Annotated in this window: 26 protein-coding genes; 3 read left to right on the top strand and 23 right to left on the bottom strand. The window is 44.8% G+C overall.

Going from position 1 to position 26,183, the window contains the following annotated elements:
- Positions 1-106: 106 nt before the first annotated feature.
- From smc to ACHOLT_RS08415, 15 genes are all read right to left on the bottom strand, one after another.
- Complete coding sequence (gene smc, locus ACHOLT_RS08485; RefSeq protein ID WP_425807240.1) at positions 107-3,697, bottom strand: chromosome segregation protein SMC; 3,591 nt, start codon at positions 3,695-3,697, stop codon at positions 107-109.
- Positions 3,690-4,472 carry a ribonuclease III gene (gene rnc / locus ACHOLT_RS08480; RefSeq protein ID WP_425807955.1) on the bottom strand — a complete coding sequence of 261 codons (783 nt, stop codon included), beginning with the start codon at positions 4,470-4,472 and terminating at the stop codon, positions 3,690-3,692. Before rnc ends, smc begins: the two co-directional genes overlap by 8 nt.
- A gap of 9 nt (positions 4,473-4,481) precedes the next feature.
- Complete coding sequence (gene fabF / locus ACHOLT_RS08475; RefSeq protein ID WP_425807239.1) at positions 4,482-5,735, bottom strand: beta-ketoacyl-ACP synthase II; 1,254 nt, start codon at positions 5,733-5,735, stop codon at positions 4,482-4,484.
- 15 nt (positions 5,736-5,750) lie between these two features.
- Positions 5,751-6,698, bottom strand: a complete 948-nt coding sequence (locus ACHOLT_RS08470; RefSeq protein ID WP_425807236.1) for an NAD(P)H-dependent flavin oxidoreductase — start codon at positions 6,696-6,698, stop codon at positions 5,751-5,753.
- A 175-nt stretch (positions 6,699-6,873) separates the two neighbouring features.
- Entirely contained in the window at positions 6,874-7,101 is a 228-nt protein-coding gene (gene acpP, locus ACHOLT_RS08465) for an acyl carrier protein (protein ID WP_425807235.1), read from the bottom strand.
- 109 nt (positions 7,102-7,210) lie between these two features.
- Positions 7,211-7,954 carry a 3-oxoacyl-[acyl-carrier-protein] reductase gene (fabG, locus tag ACHOLT_RS08460; protein WP_425807233.1) on the bottom strand — a complete coding sequence of 248 codons (744 nt, stop codon included), beginning with the start codon at positions 7,952-7,954 and terminating at the stop codon, positions 7,211-7,213.
- Between the two features lies 1 nt (position 7,955).
- Positions 7,956-8,897: an ACP S-malonyltransferase gene (fabD, locus tag ACHOLT_RS08455; RefSeq protein WP_425807232.1), complete on the bottom strand. Its 942-nt coding sequence runs from the start codon at positions 8,895-8,897 to the stop codon at positions 7,956-7,958.
- Positions 8,898-8,911: 14 nt separating this feature from the next.
- Positions 8,912-9,859, bottom strand: a complete 948-nt coding sequence (gene fabK, locus ACHOLT_RS08450; RefSeq protein ID WP_425807231.1) for an enoyl-[acyl-carrier-protein] reductase FabK — start codon at positions 9,857-9,859, stop codon at positions 8,912-8,914.
- Between the two features lie 54 nt (positions 9,860-9,913).
- Positions 9,914-10,909: a beta-ketoacyl-ACP synthase III gene (locus tag ACHOLT_RS08445; protein WP_425807230.1), complete on the bottom strand. Its 996-nt coding sequence runs from the start codon at positions 10,907-10,909 to the stop codon at positions 9,914-9,916.
- Positions 10,910-10,945: 36 nt separating this feature from the next.
- Positions 10,946-11,950 (bottom strand): phosphate acyltransferase PlsX, encoded by a 1,005-nt coding sequence (gene plsX / locus ACHOLT_RS08440; RefSeq protein WP_425807228.1) that lies wholly within the window; start codon positions 11,948-11,950, stop codon positions 10,946-10,948.
- Between the two features lie 16 nt (positions 11,951-11,966).
- The gene (gene fapR / locus ACHOLT_RS08435) at positions 11,967-12,536 is read right to left on the bottom strand and encodes a transcription factor FapR (protein ID WP_425807227.1); all 570 of its coding nucleotides are present in this window, start codon (positions 12,534-12,536) and stop codon (positions 11,967-11,969) included.
- 170 nt (positions 12,537-12,706) lie between these two features.
- Positions 12,707-12,886, bottom strand: a complete 180-nt coding sequence (gene rpmF, locus ACHOLT_RS08430) for a 50S ribosomal protein L32 (RefSeq protein WP_425807226.1) — start codon at positions 12,884-12,886, stop codon at positions 12,707-12,709.
- A gap of 30 nt (positions 12,887-12,916) precedes the next feature.
- Positions 12,917-13,426 carry a YceD family protein gene (locus tag ACHOLT_RS08425; RefSeq protein WP_425807225.1) on the bottom strand — a complete coding sequence of 170 codons (510 nt, stop codon included), beginning with the start codon at positions 13,424-13,426 and terminating at the stop codon, positions 12,917-12,919.
- 65 nt (positions 13,427-13,491) lie between these two features.
- On the bottom strand, positions 13,492-14,691 hold the full coding sequence (locus tag ACHOLT_RS08420) for an acetate kinase (RefSeq protein ID WP_425807224.1): 1,200 nt from the start codon (positions 14,689-14,691) through the stop codon (positions 13,492-13,494).
- Between the two features lie 164 nt (positions 14,692-14,855).
- The gene (locus ACHOLT_RS08415; RefSeq protein ID WP_425807222.1) at positions 14,856-15,617 is read right to left on the bottom strand and encodes a patatin-like phospholipase family protein; all 762 of its coding nucleotides are present in this window, start codon (positions 15,615-15,617) and stop codon (positions 14,856-14,858) included.
- Between the two features lie 86 nt (positions 15,618-15,703).
- On the opposite strand from ACHOLT_RS08415, the gene ylbJ reads away from it, so the two are divergent.
- Positions 15,704-16,876, top strand: a complete 1,173-nt coding sequence (gene ylbJ, locus ACHOLT_RS08410; RefSeq protein ID WP_425807220.1) for a sporulation integral membrane protein YlbJ — start codon at positions 15,704-15,706, stop codon at positions 16,874-16,876.
- A 32-nt stretch (positions 16,877-16,908) separates the two neighbouring features.
- On the opposite strand, the gene ACHOLT_RS08405 is transcribed toward ylbJ, so the two are convergent.
- Together ACHOLT_RS08405 and rsmD are read right to left on the bottom strand one after the other, a co-directional pair.
- Positions 16,909-17,400, bottom strand: a complete 492-nt coding sequence (locus ACHOLT_RS08405; RefSeq protein WP_425807219.1) for an ATPase — start codon at positions 17,398-17,400, stop codon at positions 16,909-16,911.
- A gap of 12 nt (positions 17,401-17,412) precedes the next feature.
- Complete coding sequence (gene rsmD / locus ACHOLT_RS08400; protein ID WP_425807218.1) at positions 17,413-17,958, bottom strand: 16S rRNA (guanine(966)-N(2))-methyltransferase RsmD; 546 nt, start codon at positions 17,956-17,958, stop codon at positions 17,413-17,415.
- A 214-nt stretch (positions 17,959-18,172) separates the two neighbouring features.
- Between rsmD and gpr the strand changes: the two genes are divergently transcribed.
- Positions 18,173-19,159, top strand: coding sequence for a GPR endopeptidase (gene gpr, locus ACHOLT_RS08395; RefSeq protein ID WP_425807217.1), 987 nt, complete (start codon positions 18,173-18,175; stop codon positions 19,157-19,159).
- Between the two features lie 143 nt (positions 19,160-19,302).
- Here the strand turns inward: gpr and ACHOLT_RS08390 are convergent, their stop codons facing one another.
- The 6 genes from ACHOLT_RS08390 to ACHOLT_RS08365 form a co-directional block, all read right to left on the bottom strand.
- The gene (locus ACHOLT_RS08390) at positions 19,303-19,422 is read right to left on the bottom strand and encodes a small, acid-soluble spore protein, alpha/beta type (protein ID WP_425807215.1); all 120 of its coding nucleotides are present in this window, start codon (positions 19,420-19,422) and stop codon (positions 19,303-19,305) included.
- A 168-nt stretch (positions 19,423-19,590) separates the two neighbouring features.
- The gene (gene recG, locus ACHOLT_RS08385; protein ID WP_425807214.1) at positions 19,591-22,050 is read right to left on the bottom strand and encodes an ATP-dependent DNA helicase RecG; all 2,460 of its coding nucleotides are present in this window, start codon (positions 22,048-22,050) and stop codon (positions 19,591-19,593) included.
- On the bottom strand, positions 22,047-22,910 hold the full coding sequence (gene sdaAA / locus ACHOLT_RS08380; RefSeq protein ID WP_425807213.1) for an L-serine ammonia-lyase, iron-sulfur-dependent, subunit alpha: 864 nt from the start codon (positions 22,908-22,910) through the stop codon (positions 22,047-22,049). Before sdaAA ends, recG begins: the two co-directional genes overlap by 4 nt.
- Positions 22,911-22,922: 12 nt before the next feature.
- Positions 22,923-23,594 carry an L-serine ammonia-lyase, iron-sulfur-dependent subunit beta gene (gene sdaAB, locus ACHOLT_RS08375; RefSeq protein ID WP_425807212.1) on the bottom strand — a complete coding sequence of 224 codons (672 nt, stop codon included), beginning with the start codon at positions 23,592-23,594 and terminating at the stop codon, positions 22,923-22,925.
- A gap of 68 nt (positions 23,595-23,662) precedes the next feature.
- Positions 23,663-25,312 carry a DAK2 domain-containing protein gene (locus ACHOLT_RS08370; RefSeq protein WP_425807953.1) on the bottom strand — a complete coding sequence of 550 codons (1,650 nt, stop codon included), beginning with the start codon at positions 25,310-25,312 and terminating at the stop codon, positions 23,663-23,665.
- Positions 25,313-25,392: 80 nt separating this feature from the next.
- On the bottom strand, positions 25,393-25,749 hold the full coding sequence (locus ACHOLT_RS08365; RefSeq protein ID WP_425807211.1) for an Asp23/Gls24 family envelope stress response protein: 357 nt from the start codon (positions 25,747-25,749) through the stop codon (positions 25,393-25,395).
- A 228-nt stretch (positions 25,750-25,977) separates the two neighbouring features.
- Between ACHOLT_RS08365 and rpmB the strand changes: the two genes are divergently transcribed.
- Positions 25,978-26,169, top strand: coding sequence for a 50S ribosomal protein L28 (gene rpmB / locus ACHOLT_RS08360; RefSeq protein ID WP_425807210.1), 192 nt, complete (start codon positions 25,978-25,980; stop codon positions 26,167-26,169).
- The last annotated feature ends 14 nt before the right edge of the window (positions 26,170-26,183 follow it).

The following is a 26,183-nucleotide window of genomic DNA, read 5'->3' as shown; positions in this document are numbered from 1 at the left end:
AAACGAAACAATGGCAACCGCCACCGATTATATCCATAATTAGACAAAACCCCTTAGGTTCTTGGATCTTAAGACCAAAATAAACCTAAGGGGTTAGATTTAACTATTAAGCGGTTTGCGAATCGTCTTCCTCTAATTGCACGGATAAGAGCTTGGATACCCCGGACTCCTCCATCGCAATGCCATAAAGAACATCTGCTTCTTCCATTGTTCCTTTTCTGTGGGAAATGACTAAAAATTGAGTAAAATGTGCGAGGCGATGGATGTATTGTGCAAAACGACTGACGTTAGCATCATCCAAGGAAGCCTCAATTTCATCAAGAATACAGAACGGACTTGGTTTCACGCGCAAAAGGGCAAATAGTAAAGCAATCGCTGTCAGTGCACGTTCCCCGCCTGATAACAGGGAGAGCAGCTGAGGTTTTTTACCGGGTGGCTGAGCAATGATCTCGACCCCGGTCTCAAGAAGGTTATTCGGATCATCTAAACGAAGTTCCGCATTACCCCCGTTGAATAGCTCTGTGAATACAGTCTTAAAAGCTTCGTTTACAGCCTTAAACCCTATGTCAAAGCGTTCGGCCATTGTTTTATCCAGTTCACCAATTAAAGCATGCAAGGAATCATTGGCTTCGACTAAATCACGCTTTTGGGCAGTCAAAAATTCATCACGGTTCAACATTTTAGGGTATTCTTCAATAGCTGCTTGGTTAACTGGACCAAGCTCCTCAAGCTGATTCTTAATTTCTTGGATTCGAGTCCATAAAAAGCTTCGTTCTTGTTCAGGGCGATAGTCTTGAGCAGCTTCCCAAGTTAAAGCGAATTCTTCCTGCAGGCGGTTTAATCCTGTTTCCCATTCGGTGTCCAGACGCGCAGTTCGAAGCTCCAAAGCGTGAAGTTTTTGTTCTGCGTTTTGCTGCTCCTGCCGTTTCTTTTGAACTGCCTTTTCCTTTTCAATCAATCGAAGGGATAACTCTTCCCTTTCTTTTCGCACCTGGAACAGTGCTTCTTGACTCTTCCGTTGAAGTTCCAGTGTCTCGGTTTGCCGTTGTTCAAGTTCACTCTGTTCTTCAATTAAAGCTTGGAGCGTTTCTTCCAGTTCCAAAAGTTCTTCCTGCTTTCGTTTCAAAGCTTCAGTTAACTCTAAAAGGACTTCGCGCTCGTGTTCAAGGCGCTCTCCAGCCTGTTGAAGTTCCTGCTCCCACTTCGCCAGTTGAACCTTAGCCTGAGTCAATCGTTCCTGAATGATTTCAGCCTCTTGATTAGCCTCTCTGGCCTTTTGTTCCTGAAGAGTTAAATCAACGCTCGCCTTTTCCGCCTTTTCCGTAAGGTAAACAAGTTCTTGCTCTAATTTCTGCTTGTCTTCAGCCCACGTTTTTGCCTCACCTTGGTAAGATTCTTCCTGTGCCTGCAAAATAGCCAGCTCTCGATTTAAGCGGTTTGATTGTTCACGTAAATGTTGTTCATTTGTCCGCCCTACAGCAATCTGTTCTTTCAATTGCTGACCTTTAGCCGCATTGGCCTTGCGTTTTTCTTCCAAATCCAGTTGGCGTTGATTTAATTCTAAAACGGCGCGCTCTTGTTCCTTAAATTGAATGAGCTTCGTTTCAATTTCTTGACTCAATTCTTGAAGTTCACGAGAGCGTCCCAATAAATTCGCGCCGCGACGCTGCTGGCTGCCCCCGGTCAACGAACCGCCAGGATGCACCTGATCTCCTTCTAAGGTCACAATCCGCGCGCGATAGCCCGAGGCTCGTGCAATCCGCGTTGCAGAGTCCATATCTTGAACAATCAAAATTCTCCCCAGCACAGATTCGAGTGCCGGCTGATATTTCTCATTGAACTCAACTAAATCAACCGCAATTCCGACAAAACCCGGATCATTGCTGATTTCTCGAGTCACCGCAGCGCGACCGCCGCGGATAACATCCAAGGGAAGAAAAGTAGCCCGCCCTAACTGATGCATTTTTAAATATTGAACCGCAGCTTTTGCTTCTTTTTCCGTTTCCGCCACAATGTTTTGAAGTCCTGCTCCAAGAGCGGTTTCAATAGCCACCTCATATCGCTGGTTAACAGTGATTAAATCAGCAACGGTTCCGCATAAGCCTGCGCAGGGCTGAACATTTCTCTTTTGGGCCTGCATCAGCTCGCGAACGCCCTTTTGATAGCCTTCCAAAGAATCCTGCAATCCTTTTAAAGCATGCCGGCGTGCTTGAAGCTTTTCCAGCTCTCTATTTAATTCTCGGAGTTTGCCCTGCCCGATTTGACCCTGCTCGAAAACGCTTTTCAGAACATCTTGAATTTTCTCGATTTCTTGTCGGTTTTCCAGTTCTTCTTGCTCGAGTCCTTGGATTCCCCGGATATGTCCATTGAGTTGTTTCTCTAAATCAGCCTTTTCCGTTTCTTTGTTCTTCCGTGCTTCAGAAGTTTGCTGACTTCTTCTCAGAAAATCCTCCAGAGAATGTTCCGCCTTTTGATATTCCTGGGTTACTTCACTTTGCTCGGCCTGCAGCTTTGCGGCCTTGGCTCTAAGTTCGTCAATCTCTGCCAATCCGCTTTGGTATTTCGCTTCTGCGAGTTTCAGCTCATCTTTTTGTACAGTCTGATTTGCTTCGGCAACGGTTTGCTCCAGTACAGCTTTTTTTCCTTTCCACGCAGTCAGACGTTCTCCAGTTTCACGTTTCTTATCTTCGCTTCCCTGTGCCTCTTTCTTGACACGCGTCATTTGTTCCGCAAGATAACCTTTTCGTTCCTGGCGGATTCGAAGCTCCTGCGTAATTTGATTCAGGGCTTGATCGATTCTATAATTCTCTCCCTGCTGGCCTTGAAGCTTTTCTTCCAGTTGATTTAAGCCTACCTTATCCTCAACGGTCTGGCTCTCCGCCTGTCCTAATTCACTGATCGCAGATGCTAATTCCAGCCGTAATTTCTCTGCTTCAGCATCTGACAGATTAAGCTTTTCACGAACATCAAATAAATCATAGACAACGATTTGTATTTCCAGCTTTTCCTCTTCCCTTGTCAATGCAAGCGACTCTTCGGCTACTTTAGCTTGCTCTGCCAAAGGCGTTAACTGTCCCTCAATTTCATGAATAATATCCTCTAAGCGTTCAAGGTTATGCTCCGTTTCATCCAAGCGTTTCAATGCTTCGCGTTTGCGCATTCGATATTTTGTGATACCCGAGGCTTCTTCGATCAATGTCCTGCGCTCTTCAGACTTGAGGTTCAATATTTCCTCTACCCGGCCTTGGCCGATAATCGAAAAGCCCTCTTTTCCGGCACCGGTATCCATGAATAATTCATGGATATCCTTTAAGCGACAAGGTGCTCGGTTAATGAAAAATTGCCCTTCCCCGTCCCTATAGACACGACGGGTAATGGTCACTTCCTGAAAATCAAGGGGAAAAATCCCGGTGGAATTGTCAAAGGTCAAGGATACTTCAGCCATCCCCACAGGACGTCTCACTGTACTTCCTGCGAAGATAACATCCTCCATTTTTCCTCCGCGCAGATTCTTCGCGCTTTGTTCGCCGAGAACCCAACGCACGGCATCTGCCACATTGCTTTTTCCACTGCCATTCGGTCCAACGACGACACTTAACCCCTGTCCAAGTTCGAGTTTCACTTTATCTGCGAAGGACTTAAACCCTTGGATCGAAATCGATTTCAAAAAAACGGGGAGGTCAACGGCCTTAGCCATGGTTCTCCCCTCCTAATTCCTCCAGAACGCGCTGAGCAGCCCGTTGTTCCGCTTCCTTTTTGGTCCGGCCTACTCCTTGCCCTTTTAATACACCTTGTAGAAAAACGCCTGCTGTAAAACGTTTATTATGATCGGGGCCTTCTTCCGCCAAAATTTGATAGCTGACCTCGGCGTCTTCTCGCTGCGCCCTTTCTTGAAGGGTCGTCTTATAATCTCCGTAATTTCCTTCAGCTACCTCGGCAATTTCCGGTGTTAAAAGTTCCAGGATGACACGCCGTGCCTCTTGAAGACCATACTGAAGATAAACAGCCCCGATAATGGATTCGAAAGCATCCGCAAGAATAGAAGGACGTTCTCTCCCTCCGGAGACTTGCTCTCCCTTTCCGAGAAGAAGTTCCTGACCCAGCTCGATTTTCGTTGCGATACGGGCTAACGTTGCTTCATTGACTACTGCCGCCCTCATCTTCGTAAGTTCACCTTCCGGCCGTTCCGGATAGTTCAGATAGAGATACTCTGCCACAACAAAATCCAAAATTGCATCGCCTAAGAACTCAAGCCGCTGATTATTTTCCACTCCTGATTGCGGATTTTCAAAGAGAAAGGAGGGATGGGTCAGCGCTGTCGTAAATAATCGATTAGGAAGAGGATTCAGCTCCAGTCGTTTTGCAAGCTGCAAACCCATTGCTTTTTTCTTCGCCGGAGCTGGATGAAACCTCCGGCGAGGGCCTTTGCCATCACCGGAATTATTCTTTATCTTATTTTTAGTTTGTTGCATCACTGTCTCTTACTCCTCTAAGTATTTCTTGAGGACGATCGTCGCATTATGACCTCCGAACCCAAAGGTATTCGATATAGCTACATCAACATTCTGCCTTCTTGCCTGATTGGGTACATAATCTAAGTCACAATCCGGATCAAGTTCTCCATAATTTATTGTAGGCGGAATGACTCCGTTTTGGATTGTCAAAGCACAAGCGATAGCTTCAACCGCACCTGCTGCACCCATGAGATGACCTGTCATGGATTTTGTAGAGCTAATCGGGACTTTTTTGGCATATTCTCCAAAGAGCGCTTTAACAGCTGCTGTTTCAGTCGAATCATTAGCTCCTGTACCCGTTCCGTGTGCATTGATATAATCAACATCCTGAGGTTGAAGCCCGGCACTTTCTAAAGCTTTGTTCATCGCTTGGGCCGCGCCTGCCCCGCCCGGTACTGGAGTTGTAATATGATAAGCATCGGAAGTACTTCCATAACCTACAAGTTCAGCATAGATCTTAGCCTTGCGTGCTTGAGCATGCTCCAAAGATTCAATGACCAGAATTCCAGCCCCTTCACCCATTACAAACCCTGTTCTACGGACATCAAAGGGACGGCAGGCCTCTTTTGCATTTTCTTTTTCAGCCGACATCGCTTTCATTGAGCAAAAACCAGCAAAAGCCAATGGAGTCAGCGGCGATTCCGTTCCCCCTGCCAACACAAGGTCTACCTCTCCGGTCTGAACGAGACGCAGTGCCTCACCGATTGCATTTGTTGCCGAGGCACAGGCCGTAACAATAGTCATACTTGGGCCTCGAAGACCAAATTCAATGGAAAGATGGCCTGCAGCCATATTGCTGATCAACATGGGAACAAAGAAAGGGCTTACTCTTCCCGGACCTTTTTTCATTAAAACTTCCTTTTGTTCTTCAAAAGTCGTTACTCCGCCAATTCCACACCCGATAACAGCACCTGCACGTTCTTTATTGATCGATTCCAAATCAAGCTCGGAATCTTTGATGGCCATTTTCCCCGCCGCAACAGCAAACTGAGCAAAACGATCCATATGACGGCTCTCTTTTTTATCGAGCCATTCCGTGGGTTCAAAATTCTTCACTTCGCCCGCGACTTTTGTGGGCATATCGCTGACATCAAAGCGAGTGAGAAAATCAATACCCGATTCCCCATTAATTAAACTCTTCCAAAAATCCTCAAGCGAATTTCCAACGGGGGAGATTACTCCCATACCCGTAATTACTGCACGATGTTGCAAATCATCCATCCTCCTTGCCTTGGTTTATTGGGCATTGATTATCTCTGTCTTAATATTTTCGAAAATTTGGCGTACCGATAATACTTTTTGGGCTTTTGTATATTTAGCCCCTGAAAAAATCAGGCCTTCCTCAACATTCCCCTGCTGAGCCTTTTTTAAGCGATCCATAATACAGAAATTCGCCAGGCACTCCTTTAAGCAATGGTCACATTTTTTCGGCCGAACATCCCCTTCTCCTAAAAGCTCGGCAGTAAAAGGATTTTTGATGGCGCGCCCAGGCAACCCGACTGGACTGTGAATGATCACCATATCTTCTTCACGTGCGTTAAGAAGATGTTCTTTCCACGCCGGAGCGGCACTGGACTCTTCACTGAGAGCAAAACGAGTGCCCATCTGGACTCCGCTAGCCCCAAGCCGCAGTACTTCAACAACATCTTGCCCATTCATGACACCGCCGGCTCCGATGACTGGGATTTTAACAGCATCAACAACTTCCGGTAATATCTCACGCATGGATCGATCTGTCCCTAAATGGCCTCCCGCCTCGGTACCCTCAACAATGACTGCCGAAGCCCCGAGTTTCTCTGAAATCCGGGCTAGTTTTGCCGTTGAAACAATAGGTACAACCGGAATCCCAGCTTCTTTACCCCAGCCAAACATATCCCGCGAAAAGCCGGCACCGGAGACTAATAGATCAATTTTCTCATCGAAGGCTGCTTTGACCAGCTGTGCAAATTCGCGCACGGCAAACATAATGTTTACCCCGATAATTCCCTTTGTCCGTCTGCGCGCTTCACGGATTTCCTGCCGTAATTCCTCCACGGACATCCCGCTGCCGGCAATTAAACCGATTCCGCCTTCTTCTGCGACTGCAGACGCTAAAGGCGCCATGGAAATACGAACAGCCATACCTCCCTGTATCACAGGAACCTTCGCTACTAAATTGGCAATATGGAGTTCAGGTATTTTCACCGTTTATCCTCCCATCAAACTTCAAATTAAGCCACAATTCATTTCTTGAGTTGAATATATTCAAACCCTTTTCTAATCAGGGATAATCTCTTTAAGAAACCTGCCGAACTTACTCCATTCATCATAGGGAAGAAAGGTCCCGCAGCGCACTACGGGACCTTCTCTGCACTATGACTTATTGGTTTTCCTTAATGTAGTTTACTGCATCACCTACAGTACGAATTTTTTCTGCATCCTCGTCAGGAATATCCAGATCAAATTCTTCTTCAAGAGCCATAATAAGTTCTACAATATCCAAAGAATCCGCATTTAACTCTGTGAAGGAGGTCTCGAGAGAAATTTCTTCCTCATCCACCCCAAGTTGATCCACGACGATGGATTTTACCTTTTCAAAAACACCCATGTTGCCTGTTCACCTCCTCTCACAGAATCCTGTTCTCCAGAGAACCTGACTCTACTCCCGATATCTTATAACGGATTCTTGCTTCCTTCTGAAAGCAAAAATCAGAACTTTACATTGCCATTCCGCCGTTAACCGAAAGAACTTGCCCTGTAATATAGGACGAAGCCGGTGACACTAAGAATAAAACAGCTTGAGCAATTTCTTCCGGCGATCCGACACGGCCAAGAGGTATTCCTTGCTGAATCTGCAGCTTTACTTCCTCAGATAAGCTTTCCGTCATATCCGTAGAAATATACCCTGGAGCGACAACATTGACACGGATTCCACGCGGGGCGAGCTCCTTAGCCATAGACTTGCTAAAGCCAATTATTCCAGCCTTTGCCGCCGCATAATTGGCCTGCCCGGCATTACCCGTAACACCTACTACAGACGAAATATTAACGATTGCGCCAGAACGTTGCTTCATCATTCCCTTGCTTACTGCTTTGCTGCAGAGGAATACGCCCTTAAGATTCGTATTAAGCACTGCATCCCATTCTGTCTCTTTCATCCGCAAAAGCAAATTATCCCGGGCTATTCCAGCATTATTCACGAGGATATCCACTTTTCCAAAGGTATCTACCGCTGTTTTAATCAAGCGCTCCACATCTTCGGCCTGGCTGACATCCGCTTGGGCGGCTATCGCTTCTCCTCCCAAATCGCGAATCATGTTTACTGTCTTTTCTGCCTGATCGGCATGACCTGCAAAGTTGACAACGACTTGAGCTCCAGCACGTGCGAGCTCCAGAGCTATCGCTCGACCAATTCCACGCCCTGCACCTGTCACAACTGCCACTCTGTTTTTCAGAAACATTTTATCGACTCTCCTTTAAATATGCAAGTGACTTTTCTAAACTCTCGCTATTCTCAACATTAAGAAGGGTTGCCCCAGGTACAATTTTTTTAACCAACCCGGTTAAGACTTTGCCGGAACCCAGCTCAATAAAGGTATCTACACCTTGCTCCTGCAGGTAACGAATCGATTGTTCCCAAAGTACGGGAGCGCTGACTTGTTTAACAAGGCTTCCTGGAATTAAGTCCGCATCTTGAATTTCGCGTGCATCGATATTGGCTATAACAGGGCAATTGGGAGTTTTCCATGAGACGCTTTCCAATACAGGTTTGAGTTTTTCTCCGACAATTTCCATATAAGGTGAATGAAAAGCACCGCTGACTGCCAGCATGATTGCTCTTTTGGCTCCTAACGCCTTTGCCTTCTCTGCTGCCCTCTGTACTGCAGAAGTTTCTCCGGAAATGACAATTTGTCCAGGAGAATTATAATTAGCTGGTCCTACCCATTCTGAATTATCACAAGCCTCTCGACATGCTTCTCCCACTTTGGAAGCATCCAGCCCGAGGATTGCCGCCATGCTGCCTTTTCCGGGGGACATTGCGGCCTGCATCAATTCTCCGCGATACCGAACCACCTTAAGCGCTTCGCCAAGAGTTAAACTCCCCGCTGCGAGGTGGGCTGAATATTCTCCCAAGCTGTGTCCTGCTACATAGTCCGATTGAATTCCTGCGTTTTGAACGGCCTTCCAAGCTGCCGCACTAACCATGAGTAATGCGGGTTGAGTATTTTTGGTTTGACGCAATTCCTCTTCCGGACCCTCAAACATGACTCGAGACCATTCATCTCCTAATACACTGCGGCCTTTTGCAAGAACCTCTTTTCCTTCAGGAAGGGCAAAAAGTTCCTGACCCATTCCTACTGCTTGGGAACCTTGACCTGGAAAAAGAAATGCCAGTTTTCCCATCTTCAATCTCCTTCTTAAAACGTAAAACGTTCATTCAATTTTTGGATCTCTCGTTTTGCCCCTTCCATAACATCCTGAACAATCGCAGCTGCCGGTTCGATCCGTGTAACAGCGCCTGCCACTTGTCCGGACATCACGGAACCGTTCTCAATATCTCCTTCGACCATGGCCATACGAAGCCTTCCCGCCCCCAGCTTTTCAAGCTCGGCTACAGGAACTCCATCCTTCTCCATTTGAGCAAATTCGCGAGTAAACCGATTATCGATACACCGAACAGGATGTCCTGTTGATCTTCCTGTTATTGCGGTATCGCGATCCTTTGCCTTAAGAATGACGGCCTTCACTTTGGGGGAAATCACACATTCCTCAGCACACATAAAGCGGGTTCCCATTTGAACCCCTTCGGCACCAAGGGAAAGTGCTGCTAAGAATCCTCTCCCATCCACAATTCCACCTGCGGCGATGACTGGAATATCGACCGCATCAACGACTTGGGGTACAAGAGGAAATGTACTCGTTTCACCAATATGCCCGCCCGATTCCATTCCCTCGGCAATCAGCGCATCTACACCTGCTCTTTCCAGGCGTTTGGCCAGAGCAACTGAAGCAACAACAGGAATAACCTTAGTTCCGATTTCTTTTAAAGCCGGCACATATTTCCCAGGGTTCCCCGCACCTGTTGTAATGACCGGTACTCTTTCATCCAGGATAACCTGCATTACGTCTTCAAGGAAAGGGGACATCAGCATAACATTAACGCCAAAAGGTTTCGATGTTCTAGCTTTAACCTTTTGAATTTCACTTTTGACCCAATCTGCAGGAGCTTGACCTGAACCAATAATTCCAAGCCCCCCGGCCTCAGATACTGCTGCTGCCAGTTCGCCTGTTGCGACCCAGGCCATCCCCCCTTGAAGAATGGGGTATTCAATATTGAGTAAATCACAGATTCTGCTTTTGATCATAGTTGCGCACCCTTTCCCAACCTTTTCTAATTCTCGCCTAAAATTTATTCTATGTTATTTACGTTTAGCCCATTTAAGCACTGCTGCACCCCAAGTCAATCCCGCTCCAAAGCCGACCATTAACACATTATCTCCGTAATTTATCTTTCCGCTTCGAGACGCTTCATCCAAGGCCAGCGGGATTGATGCAGAGGATGTATTGCCATAACGATCAAGGTTTATGATCACCTTTTCAGGGTCAACCCCTAACCGTTTTACAGCTGAATCAATAATCCGTACATTTGCTTGGTGGGGTACAAAGAAATCGATATCTTCCTTTTTCAATCCCGCTCTGTCCAGAGCTTTGAAGGACGCCTCTCCCATAATCCGTACGGCAAATTTAAAGACTTCGCTTCCTGCCATGCGGATGGTGTGCAATTTATTCTGAACCGTTTCAAGACTTGCCGGATTTTTAGAACCTCCTCCTAAGCAAGTTAAAAGGTGACCGCCGGAGCCATCTGCGCCTAAGTCGTAACCTAAGAAACCATATCCTTCTTCAACAGGCTGGAGAACCGCCGCTCCAGCACCATCCCCGAATAGAACGCAGGTCGACCGATCTTCCCAATTGATCAATTTGCTTAAAGTTTCTGCGCCAATGACCAACGCCGTTTTATAAACTCCGGTTGCAATAAACTGTGCCGCTGTTGTCATCCCGTAAAGAAAGCCGGAACATCCTGCCGAGAGATCAAATCCTGCAGCATGTTTTGCTCCAATCATATCCGCAACTAAACCTGCTGTTGCCGGGAAAGCGTAATCCGGCGTAACCGTACAAACGATAATAAGCTCCACTTCCTCGGGAGCTACGTTTGCGTCTTCTAAGGCTTTTTGCGCAGCCTTGCGGCAGAGTTCGGATACAGGTGTCTCAGGCTCGGCAATATGTCGTTCCTTAATTCCCGTCCGGCTGACAATCCACTCATTATTTGTATCTACAATCTTCTCCAAATCGGCATTGGTTAAAACCTTTTCAGGCACATATGAACCCGTTCCAACAATTCCTACATGGTGTAACATTTTTGCTCCCTCTTTCATTACGGATTATTCTCGCATTTAGTTCTGGACTATTTGGAAACGAGGCAATTCTCTGCGGATTTCTTCAATAAATTGACTCTCGACGCATTCTCTTGCGACTCTAACCGCGTTAAAAATCGCCTTTTGTTTCGAGCTTCCATGGCAAATCACACTGATTCCATTAACGCCGAGTAAAGGCGCTCCGCCATATTCTGCATAATCCATCATTTGAGCGATTTCCTTCAAGCCGGGCTTAATCACAAGCGCTCCTAATTTACGGGCGGTTGTCGATGTGATCTTCTCCTTAATCAATTGAAATAAAGCTCCTGCCAGCCCTTCTGATGTTTTAAGCAGAACATTGCCGACAAATCCTTCACAAACAATAACATCGGCCCGCCCAAAAGGAATATCGCGCCCTTCGATATTTCCGGTAAAATGGATTGGAATTTGTTTTAAAAGAGGGTAGGTTTTTTGCGCCAATTCATTACCCTTGGTTTCTTCACTGCCAATATTCAGCAAAGCAACTCGCGGATTTTTCAGTCCTAAGATCTTCTCCGCATAGATACTTCCCATCATTGCATATTGAACTAAATGTTCGGGTTTGGCATCTGGATTTGCCCCAACATCGAGGATAAGTTTGCCCCCCTCTAAAGTCGGCATCACCGTTACAATGGCAGGACGTTCGATCCCTTTAATTCGGCCCAATCCCAGCAAGGCTGCCGCCATTTGCGCACCCGTACTTCCTGCACTTACGACTGCATCAGCATCTCCTTTTTTCACCATTTGAGTTGCAACAACAATCGACGAATCTTTTTTCTTCCGTACAGCGTTGGCAGGATGCTCCTCCATGCTGACGATCTCACTTGCCGGTTGCATTGATATATTTTTCGGCTGCTCAGAGCCACCCAGTATTTCTGTGATTCGCTCGGGCTGACCAACTAAGATAATTTCTGTATCCTGATAGGTTTGCGCCGCCTGCAAAGCACCTTTAACAATTTCATCAGGTGCATAATCTCCTCCCATTGCGTCAATCGCAATTCTCATCCATTTCCCCTCCAAACTATAAGGTAATCTCTGTATCAAAGGCAAAAACCACCCAGTGTCCGATTAAAACTTTCTCCTGGTTGACATGGGCCGTAATATCCACCCAATATTTATTTTTCTTACGCTTTACAACTTTTCCCTCGGCTATGACCGTTTCACCAAAATGGGCCGGGCGAAGGAATTTGAGATCAACACTTCCTGTAACCGCTATCTCGGCATCAACCAAGGCAATTGCTAAAGAATTTGCTTGAGCAAACAAGTGGTGCCCTCGGGCTACTTTAGCCTTGCTAAGAACCATCGTATCCTCAATCAACAACTGAGAGCGGCCCGAGTCTCCAACATTGAGTTCCGTAAGAAGACCGATTATTTCCTGTTCTCCAAGAGATTTTAGGGTATCATACGCTTCATGGGCGACAACCCGAGTACGTTCCCGAAGTTCAGGAATTCCAAGATTTGTTCGATCGAGCCGTATTGTAGATACGCTCACTCCAAAATGCTTAGCCAGTTCTTCATCGGTTAAAAACGGATTTTTTTCAATTTCTTCGCAAAGAGCTTGATGCCTCTCTTGTCTATGATGACGAGTCATGTTATCACCGTTTCTATAATTTTATGACCTGGTACTAATTATAACGTACCTGTACCTGCTTTTCAACTTAAGAACCTGTCGAAACAGATATAAAAATACAAACCCTATTTTGTTTCAGATCGAAAGCAAAATAAAAAAGAGTCCTCATAAAGGACTCTTTCATACAGAATTTATTCTCCCATGGAGATAACTTCTTTTCCCTTGTAGTAACCGCAGTTAGGGCAAACATGATGTGCTAATTTCGGTTTATGGCATTGGGGGCATTCGATGTGGTTTGGTGCAGTTAACTTCCACATAGCCCGACGCTTACGTACTCTTGATTTGGATTGGCGATGTTGACCGACACCCATTAATTACACCCCCTTTAAACTCCTAATGAATCAATCTCTCTTTGACCACTGAGCCAATGCTGCCAAACGCGGATCAATCTGTTCAGTGTTACATCCGCAAGCGATGTGATTTCGATTAACCCCGCAGACAGGGCAAAGGCCCTGACACTCAGGAGAACAGATAAACCTCATCGGTAGAGCCAACACAATCTGTTCGAAAATCCGTTCACTGATCTCCACTTCATCTTTTTCAAAGACGAAAGCAATTTCATCCCGCTCTTCAGCAGCTTGACCGCTAAATACCCATTCATCCTCAAAGTTTAAATTAACAGGATAAATGAAGTCTTCTAAACAGCGGCCGCACATGACTTTGAATTTCGTTTGAATTTGCCCTAAAACCATTAAGGATTTCCCTAGGTTGGACACCTGTAGGTGAACGCGTACAGGAGCTGCAAAAGACACCCCTTCAAGCTGCGATTCAAAAGCGGAAAAGTCCTCTTCTAAATCGAAGTGAGCTGTTCCATTCTCATTACGGCGAACTTGAGCGACATTAACTTTCACTCTGATCACTCCAATACACAACCATTATTATAGTTGGCACATTTTTCTTTGTCAAGGAAAACTCCTTAACCCTGATTTACGATGTCATACGTTTCCATAGCGATCATCAATTCTTCATTCGTCGGAATCACGAGTACGCGGCAGTTAGAATCTGCTGTAGCTATATCGATTTCTTCGCCGCGAACTTTATTCTTTTCAGGATCGATTTCAGCGCCGAGATAACTCAGTCCTTTAACAATGTTTTCACGCATGCTTGCTGAATTTTCACCTAATCCTGCTGTAAAGATAATCGCATCAGCGCCGTCTAAAACAGCAGCATAGGAACCGATATATTTTTTAACGTCATGAGCGAAAACATCAAGTGCTAATTGAGCTCTCTTATTGCCTTCGTCTGCAGCACCTTCAATATCACGGAAATCACTGCTGACGCCGGATAATCCAAGAACACCGCACTGTTTATTCATGAAATTGTCAACGCCATCCGTCGTGAGATTTTCCTTCCGCATGATGAAGGAAACAATCGATGGGTCTAAATCGCCGCAGCGAGTTCCCATGGTTAAGCCCTCTAAAGGAGTGAAGCCCATTGATGTTTCAATGGATTCTCCGCCTTTAATTGCAGCAATTGAAGAACCATTTCCCAGATGGCAGCTGATCAGTTTTAAATCTTCAATAGGACGATTCAGCATGGCCGCAGCACGTTGGCTGACATATTTATGCGAAGTTCCATGGAAACCGTATTTTCTGATTTTATATTTTTCGTAAAGTTCATAAGGAATTCCGTAAAGGTAAGCATGCGCAGGCATTGTCTGATGGAACGCTGTGTCAAATACGACCACTTCAGGAACTCCGGGCATTAACTTTTGGCAAGCTTTAATTCCGGCAACATTCGGAGGATTATGAAGAGGAGCAAGTTCAATGCAATCTTCAATACCTTTAACAACTTCATCTGTAACAAGTACGGAAGAAGCGAATTTTTCTCCGCCATGAACGACACGATGGCCAACAGCTCCGATTTCTGAAAGATCTTTAACAACTCCGTATTCAGAGTTTACTAAAGCGTCTAATACCATTTGAATAGCAACATCATGATTCGGAATTTCAGCAGTAATGATTTCTTTTTCTCCATTTGCCGGGCGATGCGTCAGCACAGATCCAACCATGCCGATCCGTTCAACGAGACCTTTAGCCACAGGATTTTTGGTTTCCATGTCCAGAAGCTGGTACTTCAGAGACGAACTTCCACAGTTAATAACTAGAATGTTCACGTTTATACCTCCTAAGATTTCTTTTCTCCTATACTTCTTTTTCAATTTGCTTTATTTATTTTTCCTTCAACAGAAAAATAAATAATAAGCTTATGTACTCTTCCGCACCCATAAAAAGCTCAAAACATTACTAGTTTATCACAATAATCTCCATTTTCAAGTCTTTACGCAAAAAGTCGCCGAATTTCGGCTGTCTTTGCAACTGCAGACTGACGGCCTAAATCAATGGCTTCTGCCGCTGCATCAAATTGTAAGCTTCCGATATGTCCAACCTCAGGTTGTATTAATAAGTCAGCTCCCGTGCAGACCGACCGAAAAACCTCTTCTTCTAATATTTCCATAGACTGAAACAAAACATCCACAGCTGTGTTTAATTTCGTTGAAAGCGCTTTTTTGACATCAACGGCTAGAATTTTATCTGCCCCCATTTTTTGTGCAACATGTATCGGCAAACGATTTTTGACGGCCCCGTCAACTAAAAGCCTCCCTTGATAACGGAACGGCTGAAACACTCCCGGAATCGAAATGCTTGCTCTTACAGCCTGGGCGACATTTCCCTCACGAAAAACAACCGCTTCACCCGTTTCGATATCGGTTGCTACGATCGCTAAAGGGATTTTTAGATCTTCGAACTGAAGATCCTTCGTTAAAAGCCGCATCGCCTCAAGCAATTTATCTCCTTTAATAAAGCCCCCCCGAGCTACGGAAATATCAAATAACCTTCGGCTAAAACCTGGATAGGTTAGGAGTTTTTCCAAACGATAAAGATCGATTCCCGCTGCATAAAGTGCCCCAAATATCGCTCCGATGCTGCAACCTACAATCAAATCCATTTCAAGCCCTTCTTTTTCCAGTACCTGAAGAAAACCGAGATGGGCAAACCCCCTAGCTCCTCCGGCTCCTAAGATCAACCCTTTCTTACTCACCTGAGTGCCTCCCTTTTACTCAAATCTCACTTCTAGCGTTTTATAATCTTCCATATAAATTATGTATGACGAAAGGCGGGTGAACTATGGCAATTGCAATACGTGTCCTCCCTTTTTTTCTTCTTGCACTGGGAATGTTTCTATATCCTCAGGACGTCGTTAGTTCAGCTGCAACTGGATTAGCACTTTGGTGGAAATATGTCCTGCCCGCTTTGCTCCCGTTTTTTATTCTCTCCGAGCTCCTGATGGGAGCAGGTTTCGTTCATTTTCTGGGCGTTCTTCTTGAACCTTTAATGCGCCCGGTTTTTCATCTTCCCGGCAAAGCATCCTTCGTTGTAGCAATGGGGTATACGTCAGGAATTCCCATTGGTGCAGTTCTCACTACTAAGCTAAGACAGCAAAATCAATTATCTCAAGTCGAAGGAGAACGGCTCTTAGCTTTTACCAGCAACCCTAGTCCGGGATTCATGTTTGGTGCGGTCGCATCGGGAATGCTTGGGAAACCTGAACTCGGTATTGTTTTGGCCGGTTCAGTCTATCTATCAAACCTTATTGTCGGTATTGTCTTTCGCTTCTATCGGTATCAAGCAACGGAAGGAGGTTCAAACTACTCTTTTTCTTTTCAAAGAGCTTGGCAAGAACTCAGCAGAGCACAGAATGAAGATGGCCGTCCCTTTGGACAATTATTAGGCGATGCTGTAAGACAAAGCGTAAATACCGTTCTGCTTATCGGTGGATTTATTACCTTTTTCTCCGTTCTGATCAATATATTGAATATATCAGGGATTACTTCACTATTGGCCTATATTTTAAATTCCCTAACAAGGGGTTTGCTTACGCTTCAAATGACGACATCCTTGCTTAACGCACTGTTTGAAACAACCCTGGGGTGTCGTACGAGCATTCAAACTTTCTTAGATCTCCATATTCAAATCGCTGTTCTGAGCGCGGTTATGGGCTGGGGAGGACTTTCTGTATTTGCTCAGGTCGCCAGTTTTACCAGCGGCACGGATTGTCGTTTCTCCGCTTTTTTCATAGGTCGTGTATTGCAAACTCTTTTGGCCCCTATTCTGAGCCAATTCTTGCTTCATTTTATAAACCTTCCTGCCGCCGCTTCAATTCCTGGTCTTAGTCATATGATGTCCTCATCAATTACTGCTTCGCTTCTCACGTGGCGGTATAGTGTTTGGGTGTTCTGCGGATTTATGATGCTTTTTTTAGGAATAATCCTTTGGTTTCGATTCCAGCCCCAAAGATAAAAAAATAAAAGAGGTACCCGATAGGGCCCTCCTTATTCCGTCGCTTCCGTCTTTTTTTCACGTTGATCGCGTTTTGCCATCGCTCGAAGTTCTTCACGGTTATGCCGAAGGGCCTGTAAAGTCTCTACAACATTTTGCTCAACTTGTTGCAACAGTTCATCGCTATATTGAACAGCTCCCAGTTTAACCTCTTTCGCATAATTTTGGGCTTGACGTGCAAGATCCTCAGCATAACTCTGAGCTTGTTTGGCGACTTCATTTTCGCCGGCTAGTTTTTCAATATAAGATTTACCCCGTTCTAAAATATGATCCGCCTCAGCTTTTGCCTCATCTAAAATTTTTTGACGTTCATAAAGAACTCTTTGTGCGCTTCGAATCTCTTCGGGCAAAGCAGATCTCATTCGGTCAATCAACTCAAAGATTTGGGTATCATCAACTAATACCTTACCGGTCATAGGAATTTTTGTTCCTCTGTCAACAATCTCCTCTAATTCTTCTAAAATCTCAAAAACGTCGTTTTCCAAAACTATCCACTCCTATTCAACACATCTCTGGATATACCAGATCCTAGTATCTCCATATTCACTCGTTTTGCGTATTTCGAATGGTTCAAGAACCCGAAGGCTTTCATCAGAAGCCGTTTCGGCAACAATAACACCGGATCGGGTCAGCCAACAGGGCTGGCTGAGTAAGCTTAAGGCTTTATCGACTAACCCGCGTCGGTAGGGTGGATCCAAAAAAATTAAATCAAAAAGTTGATCAGAATACTGCTTAAGATATTCAAAGGCATCCATTCCTAAAAGCTGCACTTGTTCCTGTCCGATATTCTCTAGATTCTCTTGGATCACCTTTCGGGCAGAATAGGCTTTTTCAACTAAAATAACTTCTCGAGCTCCCCGGGAAAGAGCCTCAATTGCTAAATTTCCTGTACCCGCAAAGAGATCAAGAACTTTAGCATCGACAACCTTTTCTCGAAGGACATTAAAAATTGCCCCTTTAACTTTATCCGCCGTAGGACGAGTATCCATTCCGGATACCGCTTTAATTCTGCGCCCCCGCATTTCCCCGGCAATAATTCTCATATATGTACTCCTAATTGCTTTATGTCGAAAAATTATAGATATAGACTCAGGTATTATAAGTATACCACAGCCTGTGAGCTTCTTACCAAATTTTTCGTATATTTCTTTTCAATTTGCCCATACTATTTTTCGGTGATTTTTTATAAGTGCAATTAAGGCTTGCACCTGCGCAAAACTTGATTCTTTATCTGAACTGACAGGAGGTCAAATCTGTATGAAAAAGTCAGATTTAATCCGCGAATTTAATGTTCAGATCGATATGGCCGTAGAAGCTCACGAGATTCTTCGCGGCGAGTCCGGTAATGAAGTTCCAGGAGTTCGGATGATCAAAGACGAACTGGAGCATGCTACGGTAACTACCATTGACATCGAAACCGAACAGGGTGTTCAGGAAATGGGCAGACCTAAAGGATCTTATATTACGATTGATGCGCCTGAAATTCGCGAAAATAATTATCTCGTTCACCAGGACATTACTGAAACATTGGCTAAGGAACTCGTAAAATTATTAAATCTAAAAGAGGATTCAAGTGTCCTTCTCGTTGGACTTGGAAATTGGAATGCCACACCAGATGCGCTTGGACCTCAGGTCATTGAAAAAAGCCTCGTTACACGTCATCTTTTTCAATTTTCACCGGATGAATTAAAAGGAAAATTGCGCAAAGTAAGTGCCATTGCACCAGGAGTTCTCGGAATTACCGGAATAGAAACGGCCGAGATTATTCGCGGTATTGTCGAGCATGTTAAACCAGATTGGGTCATTGCTATTGATGCTTTGGCCGCAGGTTCACTTGATCGAATCGGGACAAGTATTCAACTGGCCAATACAGGAATCTCTCCAGGCTCCGGAGTTGGTAATAAACGCGTGGGAATAAATGAAGAAACACTGGGCTGCAAGGTATTAGCGATCGGTTTGCCAACCGTTGTTAATGCGGCGATTATCGCCCATAATTGCCTGGAATCGTTTATGGATGAGCTCAAAACAAGCCCTAGTTTATTCCGGCTATACAAGGAGTTTAATCCCAAATCCCTTGAAAACATTTTGAGCCAGGCCCTGTCGCCTTATAGCGGTAATCTCATGGTAGCTCCAAAAGAAATTGATACTTTAATCCAAAGCGCTGCTCGAATTATTGCGGGTGCGCTTGGAATATGTTTGCATCCTGGAATTTCGCGTGAAGAATATCAGATGTACCTTCAGTAAGGAAATTTTATAAACTATAAGTTCATTAGCTCTAGAAACTTCAATTCTTTAGCCACTTTGAACTTTACATTGATAATTTTTAATTATTCTACATTTAATACAAAAATAGCGGGGAAATTTCCCGCTCTTTTTCCCCTTATACATTAGGTATTCGGGAATTTCTTATGCTTGCGATTCGCAATCCCAATTTCTTGAGCAACTTCATATTTAAATTTCTCGAGTTCCGCACTTAAGGGGATTGCCGGATTTTTTTGATCTGCCATAAATAAAGCCCTCCTCTTATTTTAATGTAACAGACCTCATCGCTGTTTTTTCTTTATTACTCTTTTGTTTGCTTCTATTGTTTTTCTTTAGGCATCTTAAAATACCAGGCAATTATAGCGAAATTAATTTTAAAAATCCAAGATCACAAAAATGTTCCAAAAAAGCTCTTAATGCAAGCCCACTCTTTCCAAATCATAATATTTTTCTACCTCTTGCATTAATTTCGGATAGTCTTGCGGATGAACCAACACTTTTTGTGCCATTCGATAGGCCTGCTCTACGATTTGACCGTCTCGAGAAAGATCTGCCAATCTTAATTCCATAACCCCATGCTGCCTTGTGCCGAGAATTTCACCGGCACCTCTTAGCTTTAAATCCTCTTCAGCGATTTTAAATCCATCTTCAGTTTCACAAAGAATCTCTAATCTCCGGCTATCTTTAGCCGACGACATAAGAATGCAAAACGACTGTTCACTTCCCCTTCCTACGCGGCCGCGGAGCTGATGGAGCTGGGCTAAACCAAACCGTTCGGCATTCTCTATAACCATAACCGATGCATTCGGGACATTCACACCAACCTCAATGACCGTTGTCGAAACAAGGATATCTATTTCTCCCGATTGGAAACCTCGCATAACCTCTTCCTTTTCGGAGCCTTTCATTCGACCATGCAATAAGGTGATCCTGCGGTGCGGAAACCGCCGGCAAAGCGCTTCATACTTTTCAGTAGCAGAGATAAAGTCCATATGTTCAGACTCTTCAACCAAAGGACAGACAACATAAATCTGGCGTCCTTTCCCAATCTGCTCCTCCATAAAATTTTCTGCGCTTGCCCTGCCTCGTTCCGAGAGTTTTCGAGTAATTACGGGTTTGCGGCCTTTCGGCATTTCATCCAGTACAGAAAACTGAAGATCTCCATAAAGAGTTAACGCCAGCGTTCTTGGGATCGGCGTTGCTGTCATCACCAGAACATGCGGATTTTGTCCTTTCGTTTGGAGCAGCGTCCGCTGTTTCACACCAAAGCGATGCTGCTCATCCGTTACGGCTAAACCTAAAGCTTTAAACTGGACGCTCTCCTGAATGATCGCATGGGTCCCAAGGATGATCTGGGCTGTGCCCTCAGAAATATCTCGAAGTACTCTTTCCCGTTCACTGCGGGATTGACTTCCGAGCAAACAAACGACATGAATACCGAGTGGATTAAAGGCCTCACTTAAGGTGTGAAAATGCTGAAGCGCTAATATTTCCGTAGGTGCCATCATTGCACCCTGATAACCTGAACCGACAGCTTTAAGAAGAGCCGCCATTGCCACTGCGGTTTTTCCGGACCCAACATCACCTTGGATAAGGCGGGCCATTCCCTTTGAGCTTTCCATATCCAGAAAGATTTCACGCAGAACTCGTTCTTGTGCTGAAGTTAATTCAAACGGAAGATTTTGCATAAATTGTTCAATCAGAGCTTTTCCTCCAGATAAGACAGGACTGTCGTCCCGTTGAACTCCTTGGCGTAAGCATGCAACAGCCAATTGCAAAAACAGAACTTCTTCAAAAACAAGACGTTCACGGGCCTTCGCTAAGCGTTCAAAAGAGGTCGGAAAATGTATTTCACGATAGGCCTGCGGACGTTCCAACCCTCTTTTCGACTCTGCGTCGGGAAAAATTTCCGGAAAATAATTGGGAATTTGATGAACAACGCTGGTTATTATATTGCGAATAACTTTTGAAGAAAGACGTGCCGTTTCGGAATAAACCGGCATAATCTCAGGAATCTTGCTCGTGCCCATTTTGACAATGTCCGTTGCTTGAATTTCAGGAACCCTCTTTTGCCAGCGCACTTTACCTGTAACAATGACCGGAGTCCCCACAGGATATTGCTTAAGTATAAAGGTTTGATTAAACCAAACCGCATAGACAAGTCGGCCTTCTTGCTCAATGGATAGTTTGACGACCTTCATCCGCCCGGTTGTAACTTGTCCTGCAACCACCTTGCCGCTGACTGTCGCCTGTTCCCCGTCTTTAAGTTCTCCGATTTTCAATAAACGTCGGTTCTCATAACGACGCGGGAAATATAAAAGCAGATCTTTAACTGTCAGTATTCCTAAATGTTCAAGCTGTTTTGCTCGTTCCGGTCCAACCCCTTTAAGATATTGGAGAGGTCGATCTTTGAGTTCTGAAGCCGGCTTGACCGCAGGAGTCTTCTCACGGGACGAAACGTTGGGGACAGATTTCAATGAATTTAAAGGCTTTGAGGAGCTTTCCTTCCCTGCGTCCTGTCTGTCCTGCGTTTTAGGAATAGGTTTAAGCTCTTGCTTCGGTTGATTTAGGGAAAGTTTAACCGGAATTGGTTTATCATTAATTGCTGATGAATCCGCTTCATCCAGAAATTTTTGCAGATAAATTAAGGCTTGTCGCCGCTGGATAGGGCTCCAGCCTTCATAATCCTGAGAAATAGACCTGATAATCTGCCAATCCTGATTGGGTGTCAATTGTTCTAATCGCCGTAAAATTCCAGCCAAAAAGAAATGGAAACCTCCAACGACTCCGGTATCACTGCAGCCTTGCTTTGTTTCTGCCGTTACGGCTTTGCGCAAATTTTGCAATACCAGTTTTTCTTGATTAGACATCATAAAAAATCAGCCTTAATTCTTCGTCCGGTCGGCGTTGTCGCTAAACCTCCTTGAGCTGTTTCCCTAAGACTGCACGGCATTTGCTTGCCAATTTCGTTCATAGCGTCAATGACTTCATCGAGCGGAATTCGGCTCTCCACTCCGGCAAGGGCCATATCTGCTGCAGATAAAGCCATGCTGGCAGCCATTGCATTTCGTTTAACGCAGGGAACTTCCACAAGCCCAGCTACAGGATCGCAGACTAAACCTAAGAAAGATTTTAGGGCAATAGCTGCAGCGTGGCTGGATTGGCTTGGCGTTCCGCCGGAAAGTTCCACTGCCGCAGCGGCTGCCATCCCCGCTGCTGAACCAATTTCTGCCTGGCATCCTCCTTCTGCACCCGAAACATTCGCACGATCGGCAATAACCATTCCGATTCCTGCAGCTGTGAAGAGTGCAGTGACCAAATCCTCCTCTGCGCAGCCAAGAGCTTCCTGCACTGTAAAAAGCACCCCCGGCAAGACTCCACATGATCCAGCTGTTGGAGCAGCTACAATTTTCCCCATACTTGCGTTAACTTCAGCAACCGCTAAAGCGCGTGCCATTGCTCCGCTGATTCGATTTCCGGCAAGACTTTTTCCGCTCTTCCAATGCGCTTGGACCTTGGCTGCATCGCCTCCCACCAGCCCTGATAAGGATCTCCGTTCTTCATTCAATCCCGATTCAACTGAGGCGCGCATAATATTTAAGTTATCACGCATGCGTTTCTGCAACTCATCTTTAGGTGTTTCGGACGTTTCCGCCTGCTCCTGCCGGACAATATCCCCAATCTTAATTCCTTTAGCTTCCGCAAGCTGCACATAATCGCGAAAAGTGCGCATGAAAACACCTCCTTATTCCAGTGGTTCAATGGCCATGACTTGATAAACCGCAGGAAGTTCACGCATTAAAACCAAGGTTGTTTGTTGAACCGCTTGGTCCGTTTCAACAATAGTTAATGCTTGAGCTCCTTTTTTTTCGCGCGAAACTCTCATTTGAGCGATATTGATTTGTGCATTCGCCATAAGAGAAGTGACTTGAGCCACAACTCCAGGCAAATCCTGCTGCAGAATAACTAGAGTGTGGTAATCTCCCATGACCTCAACCTGGAATTCATTGATCTCCTTGATTTTGATTCGCCCGCCGCCAATGGATGACCCCATAACTTCGACAACACGTCCGTCCTGACCTGTTAATTTAAACTTCACTGTATTGGGGTGTACATCACCCAAATTTTCCGTTTTAAAATTTATTTTTATTCCTTTCCGGTCTGCAATCTGCTCAGCCTTCGGGATTCGTTCATCATCGGTATGCATTCCGAGAATTCCGGCGACTAAAGCTAAATTTGTACCGTGACCTTTACCCGTTTCAGCAAAGGAACCATGTAAAGTAATCTCAGCCGTTTTCGGTTCCGTTCCTAATATTTTTAAGGCCATTGCACCTAACCGAACAGCCCCTGCTGTATGTGAACTTGATGGTCCTACCATGACTGGACCGATAAGATCAAAAACTGTACTCTTACCCAAACAATCGCCCTCCTATACCGATATACTAAATCCCTCCGGAGGCTCCAGAGGGATATGGTATTAACTTCTTATTCTACCCCAAAAATATAATAATAAAGCGATTGGTGCCCGGGATATAATTCCACTTCAATCGAAGAGACCTCTTTTTCCAGCCAGTCCTTGAGATTTTGAGCCTCCTCCTCCGGGATATCTTCTCCATAGAAAATGGTTACGAGATCATGATCTCGCCATTGCATTTTCTCTAAAGTAGACTGAGCAACCTCTAACAACTCGTTTCCTGTAATCTGAATGACATTTTCGACTAGTCCAAGTATATCTCCCGATTTTATATCCAAATCACCGAATTGTGAGTCACGGACTGCATAGGTTACTTCACCGGATTTGATTTGAGTTAACCCTTTCTCCATGTTTTGAGCGTTTTCCTCAGGGTCGCCTTCCGGGTCATAATTGACAAGTGCTGAAATTCCTTGAGGAATGGATTTCGTAGGGATAATAAAGATATTTTTATCAGTAATGACATCCTTAACCTGTCGAGCGGCCATAATGATATTTCCGTTGTTGGGCAAAATGTAAATGTTTTTTGCCGGTATTCGGCGAACAGCCTCCGCTAAATCTTCAGTACTGGGGTTCATTGTTTGTCCGCCAAATACAACTTCATCTACACCTAAGCTTTTAAGGACCTCCGCTATGCCTTGTCCCATTGCCGCAGCTACAACGCCATGTTCTTTAAGCATTTCTGCCTCAGTGTTTTGTTCGTTCTGCTCAAGCGGAACTGAGTTAACACCTTGTTCTTCTTTTTCCTTATTCTTTAAGGCGTGAGCCATAGCTTCATTTTGAGAGAGCATATTGTGAATTCCGACTTCATGAAGTGATCCAAATTGAATAGCATAGTCAAGAATTTTGCCAGGGTTCTTAACATGAATATGAATTTTAACAACTTCATCCGTCCCCACAACCAACAGGGAATCTCCTTTTCCATTTAGGTCCTGGCGAATTTGATCCGCATTTAAATTTTTGCCCTTCACCAAAAACTCAGTACAGTAAGGATATTCAAGGTTCTCTACAACCAAAAAGCCAGGCTGTGCTTCTTTGTCCAATTCCCCACGTTGAACCGGTGGTGAGAGCGGTTCCTCTAACACATGCCCCTCGAGTGCTGAAACCCATCCTCCGATAATAATAAGGAAGCCCTGACCTCCTGCATCAACAACGCCTGCCTGTTTAAGAATAGGCAGCATTTCCGGAGTTTTTAACAGTGCCTGTTGTCCTTTTTGATAAGCTTCAACTAAGGTTTCTAGCGGAGTTCCTCCCTGCTTGGCCCGCGCAAGAGCACCTTTAGCTATTTCACGAGAGATGGTCAAGATTGTTCCTTCAACTGGTTTCATCACCGCTTTATAGGCTGTATCGACTCCAAGCTGCAAGGCTTGCGCCATCTGTTGAGCAGATACGGTATTAAGCCCTTCTAAACTTTTGGCAATCCCCCGCAGAAGCTGAGAGAGAATAACTCCTGAATTTCCACGCGCTCCCATAAGAGAGCCCATGGAAATGGCTGCCGCAACTTCTGCTACCGAATCTCCTGAAGTTTTCTCTGCATCCTTCACCGCGGATTGAATGGTTAAATTCATATTTGTGCCTGTATCACCATCTGGAACAGGAAAAACGTTAAGTGCATCTACTTTTTGTTTTTTTAACTCTAATGCTTTGGCGCCCGCCCGCATCATCGATTTCCATTGCTGTCCGCTGATTTGTATTTCTGTTTCCAATCCTGGTTTCAAACTAATCCTCCTAATCTGTCACTGATTTACTCAAGCACGCGAACACCTTGAACGTTAACATTTACTTGAGCAACAGTCAGTCCGGTCAAGTTCTCCGTCGTATACCGGACACGTTCCATAACATTTGCTGCGACTTCAGAAATCTTAACCCCATAACCTACAACAATATACAGATCAATAACAACTTGATTATCTTCAATTTTAACGACTACTCCGCGGGCAAGGTTTTCTCGTCCTAATAAATCTACAAATCCATCGGTTAATTTACGGGAAGCCATTCCTACCAGACCATAACATTCAACGGCAGCGGCACCTGCAATTGTCGCAATGACTTCTTCTGAAATATCGATTATGCCTAAATTATTATTTATTTCTTTTCCCATATTCAAGGATCTCTCCTTCCGACTCATTCCATATCGTCACTATTTTATCAATTAATGAGGTAATGTTCAAAGAAAATTTACAATTATTATGATTTTTATCTCTAATTCAGAGATAAAAAAGTTACATAGAGGCACTTTCCACGTAAAAGGAGGTTAGCCTCTTGCCAAGCTTTGATAGATTTGATAGAATATTATAGTATCATTTCCGGTGCAAAGGAGGTAAGAGCAATGGCTAATGTTTGTGCTATTTGCGGAAAAGGGATTACTACAGGTATTCAGGTCAGTCACTCCCATATCCGGACCAAACGGACTTGGAAACCGAACCTGCAACGGGTTCATGCCATCGTTAACGGCACTCCGACCCGGATTAGAGTTTGCACCAGATGCTTACGTTCCGGCAAAGTTCAACGCGCTGTTTAATCCCTGTGCGTTTT

The sequence above is a fragment of the Desulfitobacterium nosdiversum genome, assembly GCF_049860565.1.
GTDB classification, from domain to species: Bacteria; Bacillota; Desulfitobacteriia; order Desulfitobacteriales; family Desulfitobacteriaceae; genus Desulfitobacterium_A; species Desulfitobacterium_A nosdiversum.
This window is presented reverse-complemented; position numbering and strand designations above follow the sequence as displayed.